At 42.0% G+C, this 17,712-nt stretch carries 16 protein-coding genes; 6 read left to right on the top strand and 10 right to left on the bottom strand.

Translation table 11 applies throughout. The annotated features are described in order from the left end of the window. Positions 1-2,304 (top strand): LPXTG cell wall anchor domain-containing protein (locus EKM82_RS11905; protein WP_164508242.1); only part of this gene is annotated, 2,304 nt, incomplete at its 5' end. A 161-nt stretch (positions 2,305-2,465) separates the two neighbouring features. Beyond that, entirely contained in the window at positions 2,466-3,359 is an 894-nt protein-coding gene (locus tag EKM82_RS10230) for a glycosyltransferase (protein ID WP_164508241.1), read from the top strand. Positions 3,360-3,467: 108 nt separating this feature from the next. Here EKM82_RS10230 and asp3 read toward each other — a convergent pair whose 3' ends face one another. The 4 genes from asp3 to EKM82_RS10210 form a co-directional block, all read right to left on the bottom strand. Then, the gene (asp3, locus tag EKM82_RS10225) at positions 3,468-4,247 is read right to left on the bottom strand and encodes an accessory Sec system protein Asp3 (protein WP_125768973.1); all 780 of its coding nucleotides are present in this window, start codon (positions 4,245-4,247) and stop codon (positions 3,468-3,470) included. Positions 4,248-4,250: 3 nt separating this feature from the next. Beyond that, a complete protein-coding gene (asp2, locus tag EKM82_RS10220) occupies positions 4,251-5,825 on the bottom strand; it encodes an accessory Sec system protein Asp2 (protein ID WP_125768970.1) in 1,575 nt (524 codons plus the stop codon). Between the two features lies 1 nt (position 5,826). Then, entirely contained in the window at positions 5,827-7,422 is a 1,596-nt protein-coding gene (gene asp1, locus EKM82_RS10215; RefSeq protein ID WP_125768967.1) for an accessory Sec system protein Asp1, read from the bottom strand. Between the two features lie 398 nt (positions 7,423-7,820). After that, entirely contained in the window at positions 7,821-9,146 is a 1,326-nt protein-coding gene (locus tag EKM82_RS10210; RefSeq protein WP_125768964.1) for a replication-associated recombination protein A, read from the bottom strand. A 132-nt stretch (positions 9,147-9,278) separates the two neighbouring features. Between EKM82_RS10210 and EKM82_RS10205 the strand changes: the two genes are divergently transcribed. Both EKM82_RS10205 and EKM82_RS10200 read left to right on the top strand, forming a co-directional pair. After that, positions 9,279-9,932, top strand: a complete 654-nt coding sequence (locus EKM82_RS10205) for a CatA-like O-acetyltransferase (RefSeq protein WP_164508240.1) — start codon at positions 9,279-9,281, stop codon at positions 9,930-9,932. 87 nt (positions 9,933-10,019) lie between these two features. Next, a complete protein-coding gene (locus EKM82_RS10200; protein WP_125768958.1) occupies positions 10,020-10,622 on the top strand; it encodes a sugar O-acetyltransferase in 603 nt (200 codons plus the stop codon). 81 nt (positions 10,623-10,703) lie between these two features. Here the strand turns inward: EKM82_RS10200 and EKM82_RS10195 are convergent, their stop codons facing one another. The 5 genes from EKM82_RS10195 to EKM82_RS10175 all read right to left on the bottom strand — a co-directional run bounded on the left by EKM82_RS10195 (position 10,704) and on the right by EKM82_RS10175 (position 13,895). Further along, positions 10,704-11,183, bottom strand: coding sequence for an NUDIX domain-containing protein (locus EKM82_RS10195; protein ID WP_164508239.1), 480 nt, complete (start codon positions 11,181-11,183; stop codon positions 10,704-10,706). Between the two features lie 73 nt (positions 11,184-11,256). Then, complete coding sequence (locus EKM82_RS10190) at positions 11,257-12,012, bottom strand: ABC transporter permease (protein WP_125768952.1); 756 nt, start codon at positions 12,010-12,012, stop codon at positions 11,257-11,259. After that, entirely contained in the window at positions 12,009-12,941 is a 933-nt protein-coding gene (locus EKM82_RS10185) for an ABC transporter ATP-binding protein (RefSeq protein WP_125768949.1), read from the bottom strand. The genes EKM82_RS10190 and EKM82_RS10185 overlap by 4 nt, the downstream gene beginning before the upstream one ends. Beyond that, positions 12,938-13,150: a PLD nuclease N-terminal domain-containing protein gene (locus EKM82_RS10180; protein ID WP_125768946.1), complete on the bottom strand. Its 213-nt coding sequence runs from the start codon at positions 13,148-13,150 to the stop codon at positions 12,938-12,940. The genes EKM82_RS10185 and EKM82_RS10180 overlap by 4 nt, the downstream gene beginning before the upstream one ends. A 1-nt stretch (position 13,151) precedes the next feature. Beyond that, positions 13,152-13,895: a MerR family transcriptional regulator gene (locus EKM82_RS10175; protein WP_164508238.1), complete on the bottom strand. Its 744-nt coding sequence runs from the start codon at positions 13,893-13,895 to the stop codon at positions 13,152-13,154. Positions 13,896-14,030: 135 nt separating this feature from the next. On the opposite strand from EKM82_RS10175, the gene EKM82_RS10170 reads away from it, so the two are divergent. Continuing rightward, entirely contained in the window at positions 14,031-14,825 is a 795-nt protein-coding gene (locus tag EKM82_RS10170; protein ID WP_125768940.1) for an SDR family NAD(P)-dependent oxidoreductase, read from the top strand. Between the two features lie 570 nt (positions 14,826-15,395). On the opposite strand, the gene EKM82_RS10165 is transcribed toward EKM82_RS10170, so the two are convergent. Beyond that, positions 15,396-16,802: a C69 family dipeptidase gene (locus EKM82_RS10165; RefSeq protein ID WP_125768936.1), complete on the bottom strand. Its 1,407-nt coding sequence runs from the start codon at positions 16,800-16,802 to the stop codon at positions 15,396-15,398. A 128-nt stretch (positions 16,803-16,930) separates the two neighbouring features. On the opposite strand from EKM82_RS10165, the gene EKM82_RS10160 reads away from it, so the two are divergent. Beyond that, positions 16,931-17,593: a B3/B4 domain-containing protein gene (locus tag EKM82_RS10160; protein WP_125768933.1), complete on the top strand. Its 663-nt coding sequence runs from the start codon at positions 16,931-16,933 to the stop codon at positions 17,591-17,593. Positions 17,594-17,712 lie beyond the last annotated feature (119 nt).

Raw genomic sequence — 17,712 nt, 5'->3', positions numbered from 1 at the left:
TCTGAATCAGCAAGTACTTCATTAAGCGATTCTGAATCAACAAGTACATCACTAAGTGATTCTGAATCAGTAAGTACATCATTGAGTGACTCTGAATCAGTAAGTACATCATTGAGTGACTCTGAATCAGCAAGTACATCATTAAGCGATTCTGAATCAACAAGTACTTCATTAAGTGATTCTGAATCAACAAGCACATCATTAAGTGATTCCGAATCAACAAGTACATCAATGAGTGATTCTCAATCATTAAGTGATTCTGAATCAACAAGTACATCAATGAGTGATTCTGAATCAGTAAGTACTTCATTAAGCGATTCCGAGTCCACAAGTACATCGTTGAGTGATTCTGAATCAGCAAGTACATCATTAAGTGATTCCGAATCATTAAGCGACTCTGAATCAGCAAGTACATCATTAAGTGACTCTGAATCCACAAGCACATCACTAAGTGATTCTGAATCAGTAAGTACATCATTGAGTGACTCTGAATCAACAAGTACATCAATGAGTGATTCTCAATCATTAAGTGATTCTGAATCAACAAGTACATCGTTGAGTGATTCTGAATCAGTAAGTACATCATTAAGCGATTCCGAATCAGCAAGTACATCAATGAGTGATTCTCAATCATTAAGTGATTCTGAATCAACAAGCACATCACTAAGTGATTCCGAATCAACAAGTACATCAATGAGTGACTCTGAATCAGTAAGTACATCAATGAGTGATTCTCAATCATTAAGTGATTCTGAATCAACAAGCACATCATTGAGTGACTCTGAATCAACAAGTACATCAATGAGTGATTCTCAATCATTAAGTGATTCTGAATCAGTAAGTACATCATTGAGTGACTCTGAATCAGCAAGTACATCATTGAGTGATTCTCAATCATTAAGTGATTCTGAATCAGTAAGTACTTCAATGAGTGATTCTCAATCATTAAGTGATTCTGAATCAACAAGTATTTCAATGAGTGATTCTCAATCATTAAGTGATTCCGAATCAACAAGTACATCAATGAGTGACTCTGAATCAGTAAGTACATCACTAAGTGATTCTCAATCATTAAGTGATTCTGAATCAACAAGTACATCGTTGAGTGATTCTGAATCAGTAAGTACTTCAATGAGTGATTCTCAATCATTAAGCAACTCTGAATCCACAAGCACATCGCTAAGCGACTCGCTATTAAATCCTGGATCTGTAAGTGAATCCGAATCTGCTAGCACCTCTACTTCGACAAGCGTTTCTGATTCCGAATCGATGTCAACATCTGAATTATTAAGCACCTCTATCTCAGATTCTGAATCGACAAGTATGCAATCTGAATCCAATTCAAATAGTGGCAGCGAATCTGCAAGTCAGTCAGTAATACCTTACGTTTATGCTGATTTGAACCATACAACCGTTAAATACGATGGTCAGTTGGCAAGTCAACATGTTGGCAATGTTGCCATTACACCAAAATGGACTGATGGCACGACTGGCACAACAATTACGCTTAAACCAGAATGGATTATTGTTGATAACGATGATTCTAAAGTCGGGACTTACACTTATCATTTGAATGAAACTGGGGCTGAGGCAATCCTAGCTATGATTACTCGTTCTAATATGAGAATGTCAAGAATGGCACGGGCTGCTGTTGCAAGTGCTTTGCCTAATGGTGATGAGATTCCTAGTATTGCTGCCTTAATGGCAATGGAAGGATCCGTCACAATTGTGCAGACTGATGATGCCAATCATTTACCAGTCATTAATGCTCATGATATTGTGACAACTGTTGGTGAAACGAAGAAATTGAGTGATATTATTGATTCAGTTTCTGACGCAGCTCATCAGCCATTGGATAAATCAGTGGTTACGTCAAGTGATTTTGCTAATGTTGATTGGAATAAGCCGGGTGTTTACACGGTGACATTAACATTAACTGATCCAACAAGTAATCAAGTTATCACGAAGACTGTGACAGTAACTGTCAAGGCCGCAACAACTGATAACACTGGTAATGCTAATAGTGGCCAAGGAACCACGGAACATCTTTCAACTAATGGCGGTAATGCTGGCACAGTTATCTTGCCGAAGACTGGTAGTCGAAATACGACTAACAATACGGCTAAGATTGTTTACAGCAATGCAGCTACTAGCACTAATAAGGAACAATCACAGTCATCAACATTATTACCAAAGACTGGTGAACAACAGAATTCAGCATTGGCCGGCGTAGGTGCCGCGTTATTATCAATGTTAGGATTGTTTGGGATTAGTCGGCGGAAGCGTCATGATGACAAAAACTAGTATTAAAGATAATATTAGCTAACTGAAAAAGAGGCTTTTGAGAGTGATCTCAAAGGCTTCTTTTTTTGATTCAGACGATTGCTGGCTGATTGGCGACTATTCTCGTCAAATTACGGTATACTAAAATTATGGTTAAACAGATAATAGAGGAGGCGCTCTCGTTGAGCAAAAATGCTGTGGCATATACGGTCAATGGTAGTAACGATATTCAATTGGCTTCAGTTTCTTTAGCTTCATTAATCAAGCACTATCATCGGTCGGAACCCCTGGATGTCTTGATAATGGCCGATCATCTTAGTCACTTCGATAGCCAACTGTTACAAACATTGCCGCGTTGTTATCAACGTGATCAAATCAAGATTAGTTTGTGGACGCAGCCACCACTGATGAATCAAATTACTAATTATCAAAAGCAAATGATGATCAGAACTGATTTATGGCGCCTGTTCTTACCGGCAATTTTTTCTAAGTACGATCGAATTTTATATTTGGATAATGATACTTTAATTTATGATGATGTTAGTCGAGTCTTCGACTTCTGTTCGCCATTCGACGTGGTGGCAGCGGTGCCAGATTTTTACTATTATATTTTGGCTAATCAACCTGATGCTGAGGTTTTACCAAAGTTTGATTCAATGGCGCAATATATCAATTCAGGTATGCTATTATTTAACGTTCCCGAATTCAATCAGTTTTGTCCGGCGACTAAGCTGATTTCTGAAATAAATCAGCGGCAATATCATTATCCTGCGCAAACCATTCTTAATCGAGTGGCTGCTGGGAAAATCACTTATTTGGACTTAGCGTATAATTACCAAAAGGATGACAGCTGGTTGCGCTGGGCAACTGCCAATAACTCTGAGGCTGCTAATGAAATCAAGGCTGCCCGAGGCCATGTTAAAATACGCCACTTTATTGAGTATCAAAGTAATTCGCTTCCGTGGCAACATCTGGCGGTTTATGACCAGTGGGAAAATGATTTCTGGCAACAGGCAGCTGAAGTGCACCAACACTATTATCAAGAAAGCCAACGTTTAAAGTTAGAACGACGATAATAATTTCTAAAAATCTAGCAAGTCAGGATTTTTTACTGATGGCGATCCATTCATAAAAAAGGGACAGACAATTTATTAAATTGTCTGTCCCTTTTTGCGTTTAGTTGTTTAAAAAGTGTGGTTATCAAGTGTTTGCGGCTTAAGTTGTGTCTTTAAAATTGACACAAGTTCGGTTAAAGGATAGCCAATAGCCTTAATATTAAGCGGTAGGTCCTTTAGATTTGGGTGAGCCGCCATAAACTGATTGATGCGTTTAATTAATTGGTTGGCCTGTTGCTCTGGCTCTTGATAGTACTGATCCTCAATCCGCAAGAATAATTGCTGGTGTTGCGACGTCACGGGAATTGACCAGCTACCGGAATTGCGCCGGCCTACATAAATATCAACCATCGTTGCCTGGTCAGTGAGCAGACCAGTTGTTAACAAGTCGGGACTTATTTGTAGCTCAGTCGTGGCTAATTGTGAAGCCAAACCTAAAGCTAAATAATTAAAATGCAACTGTTGATTAGTGGTGGCAATCAGCTGAATTTGGTAACGACTTGCCTGTGCCGAATATTCGAAAGTACCACCAGTATGTGCCAAGAGAATTTCCTGCAAAATTAAGCCAGCATCATTATAGGTGGTTATTTTCAAGTAGACGGAATCCGCTGGTTGAGCTACAAGATTGGTAACTATTTGATAAGTAAGGCCTGATTTTAACAATGGTAGGCTGCCGTTAGCCCGTGTATTCTGGAAGTTACTGAAGGATTGCCAAGTATAAATACTGGTGCCAGGTGGTAATAGTGGGGCGGAATAATTAACACCATTCGATAAGTATTCGATTTTGGCGCCGTGGTTCTCAGCGAATAATAAATACTGACTCCAAGTTAGAATCGTTATCTCGTTCATTCGTTACACCTGCTTACGGTTGAAAGTATTAGCCATGGTATTCTCGTATTGGCGTAAAAACCATTTAACGATTCCTGGCGTATTATCATTATGACGACCTTCTAAACCTTGATAGAGAATTTTAATTAAGGGATATTTAGCTTTCAAAAAAGCGAAGAGCTCAGGAAATGCCGTGGCATCATAATCATCTTGTTTCATATAGGCGATTGCAAAAGTGGTCTTAGCAAAATCGCCGGCTTTGAAAATTTGCCAAAAGCGGTCGTTGAACCTTTTTTGAGCGGCTTCATCGGTATTACCTTCATGAAGCAATAATAAATCTAACGAGGTTGGAAATCCGTTCGGCCGTTCAAGCCGCTCGTGATGAGCAATTGACCCTAAATTAACTAGTGGCTTACCAACAATAACAGCAGCGGGACTTAATCTGGCCGCGTAGTAGAGCGCGCCAGTAGTGCCCATTGATAGGCCAGATAGCACCAGCTGGTCATTGGAAAAGTTGAGTAGATCAAGATAATGCTGAATCGCAGTAACAACTTGGTCCTCAAAGGCTGGGCTACCAAGATAAAAAGCCCCACCTTCTAGCCGTTCATCGGCGATGAGGAGATAAGGGACGCTGCCATCAGAAAGGTGGCTCATCATACCAGCCCCTTCGAAACCTTCAGCCGTTCGAAAACCACTAAAGTAAACATTTAACGGTGGTTTAAAATTACCGGGATCAAAATAAACAGCAATTTGGCCCCGTTTGTTCTGCTCGTCGGTAATCATTTGGGAGTTAACCAAATAATTACCATGACCAGGCCGGGCCTGACGCAGATGCAGTTCACGAACAGAAAATTCTTCGACCTCACCAGTTAAGAGTGCGGTGACATAGAAGACACAATTCTGGACGGTTTTGAATTGGAAAGGGCGCTCTAAGTCAGCTGCAGATAAATTGTAGGTTTGAATAACAGCATTTGTAGGCGAGTCAATTAAATATAGTTTGAACTGAACCTGACCGGTACCATTTAGTGAGAACTCTGGCCAAAATTCCATCGTCAGATCAGCGCCTAGGGACCAAGTCATCCGCCAGTTAAGTGCTTGTGTTGGTTTTGCTAGCGTGGTATTGGGCTTAAGTGTTAGTTCGCCTCGGCCAGTTTGACTGGCTTGCCCAGCAAAACGTGGCGTAATTTCAATATTTTCAAAGGCCAAGCGCAAGCCGTATTGGGCCCCGAAGAAAGTCTGATTGATTAGTTCGGTTAATTCGTGGTTGGAGGATAAATCGGTGGCGACTGCCTGCTTACGCTGTAATAGTGAGCTTGTAGCTGCTGAGAGTGATTCATTAAGATCGTAAATCAAATTATTTGCTGGTAATTTCATGAGTAATGCTGACATTTGGAAAACTTCAGAGTGCCGCCCAAGAATATAAACGGCTCCAGAGAATTGACCTTGAAACTGGCCGTTTTCAAATAACGTGGCTAACATTTTTTCAACGTCGTCCTTGGCAGCAAGTGGTAAATAAATAAATTTAAAAATCTGCTTCAGGTGGTCATCAAATTCTAAACGACTGCCACCTAGTTGAACAATTGCAGTATAGCGTGCCATATTAATGCGACTCCTTTTGTAAATCAGCGGTCATTTGCTCAACTAGGGCTTCACTGGAGAATTGTTGGATTTTATCAACATTGGCGACTAACGCCTCATTCCAATGATTTAATGATTTCAGGAAATAATCAAGTGCGGCTGTGAGTTGACTGTCACGGGTAATCAGGTAACCATTTTTTTGATGTTCAACAAACTGCGATTCGGCTGTGTTAATTTGCGGGATACCGGCACTAACGGCTTGAACTTGTAAATAAACGTTGGGCTCAGCAGCAAGATCGACTAAGATTCGGGCTTGCTGTAATTGTTTTTTGTAGAAGGCGATAGTTGTGTTGCGGTTAATTTGAATCCGAGCGCTGACTCCAGCAACCTTGATGAGTTTTGGCCATTGTTTAGCTTGACTGCGAATTTTAGCTTCCTCAGCCATTGATTGCATGAGTTTGTGTTCTTGGCGGGCTTGCAAATAACGCTGCACCCATAAGTAGTCCGGCGAGTTTAAATCAATGTCATAGAATTGTTGGATTTCTTGATTAATAACTGTTTGTGTTGCTTGAACGAGTTGATCATTGGTCACGTTGACGACTAAACCAACATCTGTTGCGGTTAAAACTTCGTGAATGATCGTTCGTGTTAATTCTTGCAGTCGCGTTGCCGGCATATTAGTAACATGCCAGAAAATCAGCTGCTGCTCAAGACTATTACTATCGCCTAAGGCTAAGCTTGAAGCAAATGGGGAAATTAATTTTGTTGGCGGTAGTGGCGCATGACGTTGTTGCGTAAAGAGCGTTAATTGTTGTTCCGCCTGTCGCGATGGCAGGGCCATTGGAATTGGATTTTGCAGGATTTGAGGGAATTGTTCTAGATTACGAAGTGGCTCGCGGTCCCAAAGATAACGCAGTGGCCAAGATTTTTGTAGTTGCGTGGTTAATGGCAGAATATCGTGATTGAGCGGCGCAATCAAGGCAACAGGTTGGTTCAGTGCACAATCATTTAAAAATTGAGTCGTCACTTCAGCAACAACCGCGGCTAAAGTTGGATAAGTACTTTTGCTAAATCGTGATTGGGCTGCTTTGGCAATCTGAACTTGCTCACCTTGCACGTCATCAATTGTTAAAACAATTTCGCCCCAGGCATTAAAAAGCTCAGTTGTCTGATGATCGGCAATCTGGGTTCGCCGAGTTAAGAAACCACGTGAATCATAGCTGTTAATTTGTGTTGGTTGATTGTCGTGATAATAAGTGACGTGACTGACGACTAAATTAGCAAACATTTTAACAGTGGCCATTAGTTGATCGCCAGCATATAAGGAAACTCCACCGGGCATGTAAACCCGCTCCCAATCAGGATTGAGTGGGAGGTCTTCGAGGGCCAGCGGTTTGCCAACTGTGATCTGAATACCTTGAATTTCATCTAGCGCTTGCCAGTAAGGACACGTCAATAAGCCAAATTGATTTAATTGCAGGGATAAGTTGGGTAAAAAAGTAGTCGTTAATAACGTGACTGGCTTTTCTTCGCTGATCAACATTTGGAGCTGGTTCAAAATCGCATCATAACCAAGATCCAAAGTGTCGTTAGACCAAGTAGGTATCAAATAAAACATAATTTCCCTCCAATAACGCTAGCTCGCATCAATCAATAATTAAGCCCATTAACAATCGCTGATCGTCAATGAGAGTTAACTCACTCTAAAGCATTAACCAATATCCCCAATATCAGTTAAAAGTTAGTGAGTTAATTAAAAATAAATACCATTGTTAATTTAATTGTGTCACGTTGATTAAGTAAAAGCAATGCTAGCAACGGTTTTAAGACAATTAAATCAGGATGATGCCAGTCGTTTTGAGTCCGTAGAAAACCACTGGCCATTGACTATCAGAAATAACCAATTTATTTAGAAAATTGCTTTTTGCTGTAAGCTAAAAATATCGAGCAACCTGATAAAACAGGCTGCTCGGTATGCAGTTTGACGAATTTATTTGTGGTGTTGGGGGTAACATCTTATTTTGAGTCATGTTCACGATGCCATTCTTTGATCTGCTCAAGTCGCGCCTTGAACCGATCCTCGTGGCCTTGGGTAGTTGGCTCGTAGTAAGTGTGCCCAGCTAAGGAATCTGGCATGGTTTTCATTGTGGTTAACTTGTCTTTGGTGTCATGGGCGTATTCGTAATTTTTACCGTAATCGAGCTCTTTCATCAATTTGGTTGGAGCGTTACGAATTTGTAACGGTACTGGTTCGTCGATGGTTGCTTGGACATCTTTGGCGGCCGCGGTAGTCGCTTGATAAATGGCGTTGGATTTAGGCGCTAGTGATAAATAAGTGACCGCTTCAACGAGATGGACGTTGCATTCCGGCATGCCTAGGAATTGGCAGGCTTGGAAAACATTGATGCAGAGATTAAGCGCATTTGTATCAGCCAAGCCAATATCTTCGCTGGCAAAACGAACTAGGCGGCGCGCGATATATAATGGATCTTCGCCACCAGCCATCATTCGTGACAACCAATAAATCGCTGCGTCCACATCGCTGTTGCGCATCGACTTGTGTAACGCCGAAATAATATTATAATGTTCGTCACCGTTTTTATCGTATAACACGAACTTACGATTGATCAGCTGTTGCAGATTATCCAGAGTTATCGTGATTGTTTCGCCAGATTTGTCGCCGTTAAGGACTGCCATTTCCAAAGTGTTCAAAGCCATTCGGGCATCACCATTTGCAAAATTCGCAATTGCTTTAATTTCCTGATTACCAATCTTGATGGTGACTTTAGGAAAAGCTTGCGGATCCTGCAAGGCCTGCTGCAATAACTGAACAATGTCATCAGTGGTCAGTGCCTTGAGCACGAAAACTTTGCAACGCGATAACAACGCTGAATTCACTTCAAAGGAAGGATTTTCCGTGGTCGCGCCAATTAAGGTAATGCTGCCTTGTTCTACATAAGGTAGGAAAGCATCTTGCTGTGCTTTATTGAAACGATGAATTTCATCAACGAAAACAATGGTCCGGCTGCCAATTTCACGGTCGGCTTCAGCTTGTCGCATAATTTTTTTGATCTTGCTAATGCTGCTATCAACGGCACTAAAGCTAAGAAAGCTGGCCTTCGTTTGCCGCGCAATAATTTCCGCTAAAGTTGTTTTACCCACGCCTGGTGGTCCCCAGAAAATCATTGAGGGTATTTGATCGTGTTCAATTAAGTCGCGTAGGATTTTGCCAGGACCTAGTAGTTGCTGTTGACCAACGAATTGGGATAAAGTTTGCGGGCGGACCCGATTAGCCAGTGGGGTACTGGCTGTATCTGCTGTAAAAAGTGAGCCTTGTTCCATGAGTTGTCACCTCCAAAGATGCTATTCTTATTATACCGTTATTTGCGAGGCAAACAAACGTTCGAACTGAAATCGGGTATAATTAAATTTGGACACGAACTAATTTTATGGAAAAATGATTTGGGGGAAATTATGGCATTTAAACAAATTGATTTAGATAATTGGCCACGACAAGAGATTTTTAATCATTTTATGGATTTAGGGACAACTTTTAACTTGACGCGCCGCTTGGATATTACGATCCTAACGGAAATAATGAAAACAGATCAGGTTAAATTATATCCCGCTTTAATTTATACAATTACCCAAACAATGAATGACCGCGTTAATTTCCGACTTGATTATAATCAAGCGGGAGAATTCGGTTATTGGGAAGAACTACAACCGTTATATACCATTCTTAATCCAACGACGAAATTGTTTTCTGGAGTTGTAACGCCGTTATCAGCAACGTATCGCCAATTTCAAAGCGCTTATTTGGCGGATGTCGAACAGTATCGTCAGTCGCAGCAACTGTTTCCTCAGGGAGTAGCACCTACTAATATTGTCAATATTTCCATGATTCCTTGGACTGACTTTTCCGCGTTTAGCTTGCAGAATGCTCATGAGCCTAATTATCTGCGGCCAATTGTTACCATCGGCCAATTTGAAAAGTCCGCTGGTCGGGTACTTCTGCCGGTAGCCTTACAGGCGCATCATGCCGTGATTGATGGTTATGATGCCGCCTGGTTCTTCAATCAGTTACAAATACGATTGACTAATTTTCTAACTGAATTAAGTAAATAATTTCGGGTGTTTTGGCGAAGATTCTCCATGGTCCCCTGATTAGTTGTCGCCTATAATAGCCTCAGAAGATTAGGAAGTGGAGAGTTTATGAATTTAACTGAAAAATTTGCCTACATGGCTACTGGTAAGCCATACAATGATTTAGATCCTAAGTTAACCCAGTTGCGTGACGAAGCAACTTTAAAGACCAATGCTTTGAATCGCGAAAACGATCCAGATAAAAAGGAAATCTTACTTAGAAGCTTAATTGGTGCCGCCGGTGAAGCACCATTTATCAATCCCAATTTCCGCTGCGAATTTGGTCGGAATATCTTTGTTGGCGATAATTTCTATGCGAATTATGATTGTGTGATCCTTGACGGTGCCGCGGTCACTATTGGTGACAACGTTTTGTTTGGGCCCAAAGTAGGCCTTTATACAAGTAATCATTTATTTGATGCCACTGAACGGCGGGCTGGTGGTTGTATTGCTAAACCAATTACAATCGGCAATCGCTGCTGGTTAGCTGCCAATGTCAGCGTTACACCCGGCGTTACGATTGGTGACAACACAATTATTGGTGCTGGCAGCGTGGTAACGCATGATATACCGGCCAATGTGATTGCGGCAGGGAATCCATGTCGCGTGATTCGGGCAATTACTGACGCCGATCGCACCGGCTTTGAAGCAAACAGTGTCCAATGGCCATAAACTGAGTGAATAACTTGAAATAAAAAAGAATCACGATACCGCCAACATGGCGATTACCGTGATTCTTTTTGTGTATTTGCTTCAGTTTTTATGAAGATCAATTTGCTGAGCCGCACAATAGTCTTGAATGATTTGCCGATGAGAAGCGACTAAATTAGTGGGTAAATCGGTCAGCGCATACCACTGAAATTGTTGTGACTCCTGATCGTTGACCTGCGGTTGTTCAGTGACTGGCTGGTAGGCATAGGCGCTAATAACGGAGTAGAAAATATCACCATTAGGCGCAACAGCACGGTGGTCAGGTCCTGAATAAGTATTAATAAATTGTAATTTATCCGTCTCAAGAATTAAGTCGCTTTCTTCCTGAACCTCACGTAAAACAACATCGCGAGTGGATTCGCCTAATTCCATTAAACCACCTAAAAGCCCCCAACGTGCTTGCGGTTCGGCGCGCTGTTGAAGTAATAATTGTTGTTGGGCGTTGAATAATAAGACACAACTGCCATTTAGAATTAAAGGCTGATGGCCGATCAAGGCGCGTAAGTCGGTAACATAACTCAAAAACTTCACCTTCTGAAAATAAATAATCAGCGTTATAACGCTGACCCAACGATTGCTGACCAGTAGACTACTGTTACAAACGCTGGTGGGCAAAAATTCGACTAGCTAGGAAGGTTAGCAGCAATCCCAGGCCAACAGTAATCAACATTGCCGGCCAGTAATCAGCAACACTATTTTGCCGTTGGAGAAAATCGAGATTTTTACTCATTAGGCTTAAAGGATTGTAGTGAACAGTCTGTTTGAAAAGGTTGATCAAATAGAGCACGATCATCATAAAAATTTCAATCAGTAAACTCTGATAATTACTGCGAGTGATGGTGGATGCAAACACAATAACGCCAGCAATGAAGCAGCCTAATATTAAAAGTGGTAAGAACGCTAAGACTGGATGTGGTGAGTGATTATCAGGAAAATAAAACGCCGTATAACCCCATGTCACCAGAAAAGAAAGACTGTTCAGACTGAGCCACTGCCCTAATAAAATGAGCCATTTACTCCATATAACGGCGTTACGCGACAAACCTTTCGTGACCAAGTTGACCAGAGTATGTTGACTGACTTCATGATTAACAATGCCAGCAAAAATCATCATAAACAAATAAATGCCAATTTGACTGATGTTTTTGTAAAACTGGGTCCAGGAATCAAGTGAGGTTGGCGCCGGCAGACTTAATTTACCGGCCAGATTACTCATTTTTAGAATTTCTGGCGTTAGTTTAGCCATTAAGGGATTCATGATCCCAAAAATGACGAAAACAATTAACATAATCGGCAGTTTCCAAGTTCGCCAAGTTTCACGTAACTCTTTTTTAAACAGAATCAATATCATGTTGGTTGCACCACCTTCAGGAAGATTTGTTCAAGCGACGGTGCGACTTGTTCGATTTTAAGCGGGATCAAGGTTTGTTGCGTGAGTGCTTCTAAGACGGCGGTCCAAGTTTGGTTGTTTTCCTGGGCGTCTGGAATTGTAATCACACTAGCATCTGTGGTGATTGCGTCTTTAGCCAAACTTGGATTTTGTTGGAGCCATTGGGCCAATGTTGCTGCTTCCTGGGCAGTTGCCATGGTGATTTGCAGTAATGGCTGCGCATATTGCTGTTTCAAGGTTGCTAAAGAACCAACGGCGCGTAATTGCCCGTCATGGAGAATGCCCACTTGGTCGCAGATACGCTCAACATCTGGCAGGATATGCGTTGAGAACAAAATTGTCGTTTGCCCGCGTAAACTGGCTAATAATTCGAGAAATTCTTGGCGCCCTTGAGGATCTAACGCCGAAGTTGGCTCATCGCAGATTAACAATTGGGGCCGATTTAGTAAGGCTTGGGCAATGCCTAGTCGCTGTTTCATACCTCGGGAAAAGCCATTAATACGTTGCTTGACATTGGCTAAACCAACCAATGATAACAATTCGTCGATGCGTGAGCTTTGCTGGCGCGCCGGAATTTTAGTGATCTGCGCACACAATTTGAGATATTCTCGCGGCGTTAAATAATTGTAAAAGGCGGGCACATCGGGTAAATAGCCAGTAAAGCGATTAGTCGGTGTTTGACCAAAATGAACTAGTTCGTGATTGATCTCAATTTGGCCGCGGTCACTTTTTTCCAAGCCTAGCACTAGTCGCATGGTGGTCGTTTTACCGGCGCCATTTTCACCGACAAAGCCGAAAATACTACCTTGAGGAACGACTAAGTTAAGATCATGGAGCACTTGTTTGCTACCAAAACTTTTATCGAGATGCTTAATTTCTAGCATGTTCATTCGTTTTTACCACGGCCGAACGCAAAGTAAATAACCGGGCCAATGATTTCAAAAACGATCACAACGATCAACCACATGACCTTGTTGCCAAAACGGTAGTGTGGGTGGCGTAGCACGTGAATCACCGCGGCAATCATTAACCCTAATTCTAAAATGAGTAGTGGTAATAATAACGGCCAATTGTCGAGTAAAACTTGCGCATTTTTCATTTTATGACACTCCTTGTTTGTTGTTAGCTTTGACAGCAGCAATTTCGATACAATAATTAGTTTGATGACAATGAGGACATTTTAATTTACGGGCCTTGAAATTATGAGCAGCGATAAACATTTGCCCGAATTTAGGCTGGAAAATGGTTTGGCAATTAGGACAAACAAAATTAATCTCGCGGAAATAATAGTAGGAAATCCAAATGGCGAGGCCGACCACCAACACCATGCCCCCAATAAACGGGATCCAGTTTTTAGTTTGCAAAGCATAGATTAATCCGGAAAATTCAATTAAATCGAGGACCACACCAAGTAGAATCATATGACGATGCACCTGATGCAGCTGCCGCTTTTGAGCGAAGAGTTGTTCAATATCAGTTTGCGAAGTAATTGGTTGTGCCGCGGTATCGGGAAGTTCGTGACGAATCTGTTCGATGCGCTTGATTTTATCTGTAGCGGCGTTACGTTCGGCTTTTAAATGCCGTAGTTGCTCATCTAATAAGAGACTGAGTGTTTTATTTGCCTGCTGACTAGTAATGATTTCTTGAATGGATTTTAAGGAAAGATTCATTTCTTTGAGCAACAAAATTAATTGCAGCCGGTCCAAATCGGCATCAGAATACTGACGGCGGCCGCCTTCAGTTACAGTGCTAGGACGTAAGAGCCCCCGCTGATCATAATATTGTAGGGTCCGTACGGAAACCTGGCCTAATTTGGCGAGTTCGCCAGTTGAATATGTGGTCACAAATTTCACCTCTTTCCACAAGTGTAGCTGGTGACGCAAGGTCATTAGCAAGTAAAAGTTGCATTTTCGACTTAAAAATAGTACATTATCTTTATAGACTAACAATTAGTAAGTATAAACTAACGAGGTAGACAGATGGACTTACATTTAACTAAAAAAATCGCCCTAATTACTGGTTCAACCAAAGGAATTGGTAAAGCAATCGCCATTGAATTGGCTCGTGAAGGTGCTGATGTGATCATCAACGGCCGCCGTGATGCCGAAGTGCAGGCAGTTGTTGCTGAATTACAGGCCGACTTTCCCCAGGTCACGATTCAAGGAGTGGCGGCCGATTTAGCCAAGACTGCTGACCAGGAGCGTTTATTTACTGAAATTCCTCACATTGATATTTTAATCAATAATATGGGAATTTTCCAACCTATGGATTATTTTGAAATTGATGATGCGACCTGGAATAAGTTTTTCGAGGTCAATGTCTTGGCCGGCAACGCTTTAGCACGTCACTACTTACCGAAAATGTTGCAACAAGATTTTGGCCGCATTATTTTCATTGCTAGCGAAGAAGCGGTTATGCCATCAGGTGAGATGCCACAATATAGCATGACCAAATCCATGAATTTGTCGTTGGCGAAGAGTTTGTCTAAGCTGACAGTCGCAACCCATGTGACAGTCAATACCATTATGCCGGGCTCAACGTTGACTGAAGGCGTTGCTAAGATGTTGCATGATATGTATGCCGACACCGATTTGCCTGAAGACCAATGGGAAGCAGACTTCATGAAAAACCATCGCTCACGTTCACAAATTCAACGTCTAATTCGCCCTGAAGAAATTGGCCGCTTCACAGCCTTTGTCGCCAGCCCAGACCACGGCGCCTTTTCCGGCGAAGCACTCCGTATGGACGGCGGTTTAGTACCAACAATTTTTTAGCGCCGGACATTTTGAAAACATATGATTTGAATCAGAACTAATTGACGGAACCAAATTTGGATAACATAAAAAGCGGTGCGACAATCTCTACTAAAATAGAGATTGCCACACCGCTTTTGTGTTGCTGTTCAAATATTATTACTAATTGAAATGCGTTAACAAATCACACCAGTACTGCCTTAAGCACTGACTACAATAAAATGCACGAACTCAACTTCAGGCGGAATGGAGGACGTGGTTGTCAGCCACAGAAATAGACTGTGACATAGGTTTAGATATTTGCGGCAATACTTACAATGACTGCATTGATTGCTAGCAAAGCTAAAGTGAACTTCCTTAACTCCAGACGGCGTGGAGGGATCTTGGCGTCAGCCGCCAAATTGTTCTTAGTGGCTGGGCCACTTAGAACAAGGCTTGTATTTGAGATTGTTGTGGAGCAATAAGCTCAAATCAATGCCGGCCGCGTTCCACGCCAAGCAGCCCGGAACAGAGTCAGACTCAATTCTGTTTCAAAAACTTCACTAGATTTTAATGTCTGTGAATTTGATTGATGATCAGCCGCAATCGATCCTAGTCATTCAAAGTAAATTGCAACTTCATTTGCCCTTCGCCAAGACTCAACATTTGCCCTAACAACTTATTAGCGTTGGCTTGCGTTAAATTGGCCATTTTTTCATTGACGCTGGCCAAGTAGCCTTGCAAATCAGCTTGACTAGCAGCTTTAGCATCAGCTTCGTGTTGTAAATTACGGCAGGCAGCTACACTGTGTTCTTCAAAGAGATTCTCTTGATCTTCGTACAAACCAAAGTTGCTGTCACCAATCAAAGCCATCACGTTGCTCAGCCAATACATCTTGGTGGGATCACATTCGCCAGTAGTCCCGCGATAATTCTCAGGCGTATCAAGCACATTCGCATAGAAAGGTACCACTGAATTGAACGTGTTAGGACCAAAAGCTAGCCAGTGAATAGCAGCAATTTCAGCCGGTACGTCATTGCGAATTTGCAGAATATGCAATTCTTGATTACGGTTAATGCCAATTGGCCGATATTGTTTCTTTTGGGCTTCGGTGCCTGTGCCGTAAGGGTCGAACGGTGTGTTTTGGTAGTGCGAGCTCAAAACAAACTTAATATCTTCAACACTGATTTTCCGGTCGGTCCGGCAAATGAATGGCAAATCTTGGTCATCAGGTTCGGTGTTGAATTCAGGATTGAAGTATTTTTGCACGTACCAAGCACGAGCGTTGTTGTAACGCGTATCTTTAATCGTGGCACTGCCAAAAATATGCCGTAAATTAACTTGGTCGCGGTCAGGATTCAAATGGTTTTTCTCGATTAATTCGGGCAAGTCAGCGGCGAACAAAGTGTCATCAGAGTCAAAATCAAATTGGTCAATGTTCAGCCGATTTGGTGCAACCACGTAAGCATCATCAGGAATCCGAATTGCTGCCCAGTGATGGCCACCGATTGACTCGAAATACCAAACTTCTTCATTATCGGAGAAAGCCATGGCGTTCATTTCGTAAGTGCCATATTTTTCAAGGAAGGCGCCTAAACGTTGGACCCCTTCGCGAGCTGAATGAATATAAGGCAACACGATTGTTGTGAAATCTTCTTCGCCAACACCTTCGTCGACTAAGGAATCCACGCCTAAAATCCGCGAGTTGCTAGTAATCGTTTCAGTTGCAGTCATTGCTACGTTTTCGCTGTTGATCCCAGCTGCGGCCCAAATTCCGTGGCCATCAGTGGCATCAGGTGTTGATGTGTAGCGTAAGGGATTGTCTGGTAAATCGAAATTAACTGGGCTTAAAACTGCCTGATAGTGCCGTGGTTGATCATCAGGGTTAACGACGACAAATTTTTCGGGATTAAGTGGGGCATAGCCGTCCTCATTGCGGGCGATAATTGTTGAACCATCGAGGGATGCCTTTTTTCCAACTAAGAATGTGGTACAAGAACCTTTGATACGTTTCGTCATAATTGTTGCCTCCAGTAGAAAAAGTTTACTTACTTATTGTAGACTTTTCCTTGAGCAATTGCGACTAGCTGCTTCTGCGAGAAAATTCGGTATAATAGGGTTGATTAGCAGGAGAGGATGAGTCCATTATGGAGATTACAATTAGTCCAGAACTACAACGTCTTTGCCCAGCAGCACGTTTGTTAACGCTGCATTATTCGACCAAAGTCACCGCGGCCAACGAATTATTGACCAGTACCTTAGATGATAAAATCGCCAGCTTAGCCGCCAAAATTACCTTGCCAGAAATAGCAAAATTTGCGGAGATTGCTGCGACCAGAACCGCTTATAAAGCTTTAGGTAAGTCGCCCTCACAATATCGCAATGCTGCTGAAGCGATGTTGCGGCGAGTGATCAAAGGTCAGGGACTTTATCGCATCAATAATGTGGTTGACTTAAATAACTTGATTTCAATCAGTAGCGGTTGGTCAATTGGTTCTTATGACTATCAACAAATTCAAGGACCGATCATTTGGCAACGCGCCCCAGAAAAGTCGACTTATGCGGGCATCGGGAAATCAACGTTGAATATTGAATTTCTGCCAACATTGGCCGATGATCAAGGCCTGTTTGGCAATCCAACTAGTGATAGCCAACGAACAATGGTCACCGAACAAACAACCGAAGTGCTAACCGTTCTGTATACTTTCTCTGATCAGGCCGATCTGAACGAACTTGGTGCTGATTACCGCAATTACTTGCAAGAAATGTTGGGCGTAAGTGATGTTGAAGTGGCAGTGATTGAAGGCTAGTTCGAATCTTTAGACTGAATAGCAAATAACCGATTGACTAAAAGGCCAGTCGGTTATTTTTTTGTTTAAAAAATCGCATTTTTACAACGAAAAGAATCAAAAACAAAACCGGAAAATGG

This window comes from Lapidilactobacillus wuchangensis (genome assembly GCF_003946645.1).
GTDB classification, from domain to species: domain Bacteria; phylum Bacillota; class Bacilli; order Lactobacillales; family Lactobacillaceae; genus Lapidilactobacillus; species Lapidilactobacillus wuchangensis.
Note: the sequence above shows the minus strand (reverse complement) of the source record. Positions and strands in the feature narration are given on the sequence as shown.

Bases quoted from the DNA above. Each gene is read 5' to 3' on its own strand.
- asp3 (WP_125768973.1), bottom strand. From the start codon at position 4,247: ATGAACGAGATAACGATTCTAACTTGGAGTCAGTATTTATTATTCGCT.
- asp2 (WP_125768970.1), bottom strand. From the start codon at position 5,825: ATGGCACGCTATACTGCAATTGTTCAACTAGGTGGCAGTCGTTTAGAA.
- asp1 (WP_125768967.1), bottom strand. From the start codon at position 7,422: ATGTTTTATTTGATACCTACTTGGTCTAACGACACTTTGGATCTTGGT.
- EKM82_RS10210 (WP_125768964.1), bottom strand. From the start codon at position 9,146: ATGGAACAAGGCTCACTTTTTACAGCAGATACAGCCAGTACCCCACTG.
- EKM82_RS10205 (WP_164508240.1), top strand. From the start codon at position 9,279: ATGGCATTTAAACAAATTGATTTAGATAATTGGCCACGACAAGAGATT.
- EKM82_RS10200 (WP_125768958.1), top strand. From the start codon at position 10,020: ATGAATTTAACTGAAAAATTTGCCTACATGGCTACTGGTAAGCCATAC.
- EKM82_RS10190 (WP_125768952.1), bottom strand. From the start codon at position 12,012: ATGATATTGATTCTGTTTAAAAAAGAGTTACGTGAAACTTGGCGAACT.
- EKM82_RS10185 (WP_125768949.1), bottom strand. From the start codon at position 12,941: ATGAACATGCTAGAAATTAAGCATCTCGATAAAAGTTTTGGTAGCAAA.
- EKM82_RS10180 (WP_125768946.1), bottom strand. From the start codon at position 13,150: ATGAAAAATGCGCAAGTTTTACTCGACAATTGGCCGTTATTATTACCA.
- EKM82_RS10170 (WP_125768940.1), top strand. From the start codon at position 14,031: ATGGACTTACATTTAACTAAAAAAATCGCCCTAATTACTGGTTCAACC.
- EKM82_RS10165 (WP_125768936.1), bottom strand. From the start codon at position 16,802: ATGACGAAACGTATCAAAGGTTCTTGTACCACATTCTTAGTTGGAAAA.
- EKM82_RS10160 (WP_125768933.1), top strand. From the start codon at position 16,931: ATGGAGATTACAATTAGTCCAGAACTACAACGTCTTTGCCCAGCAGCA.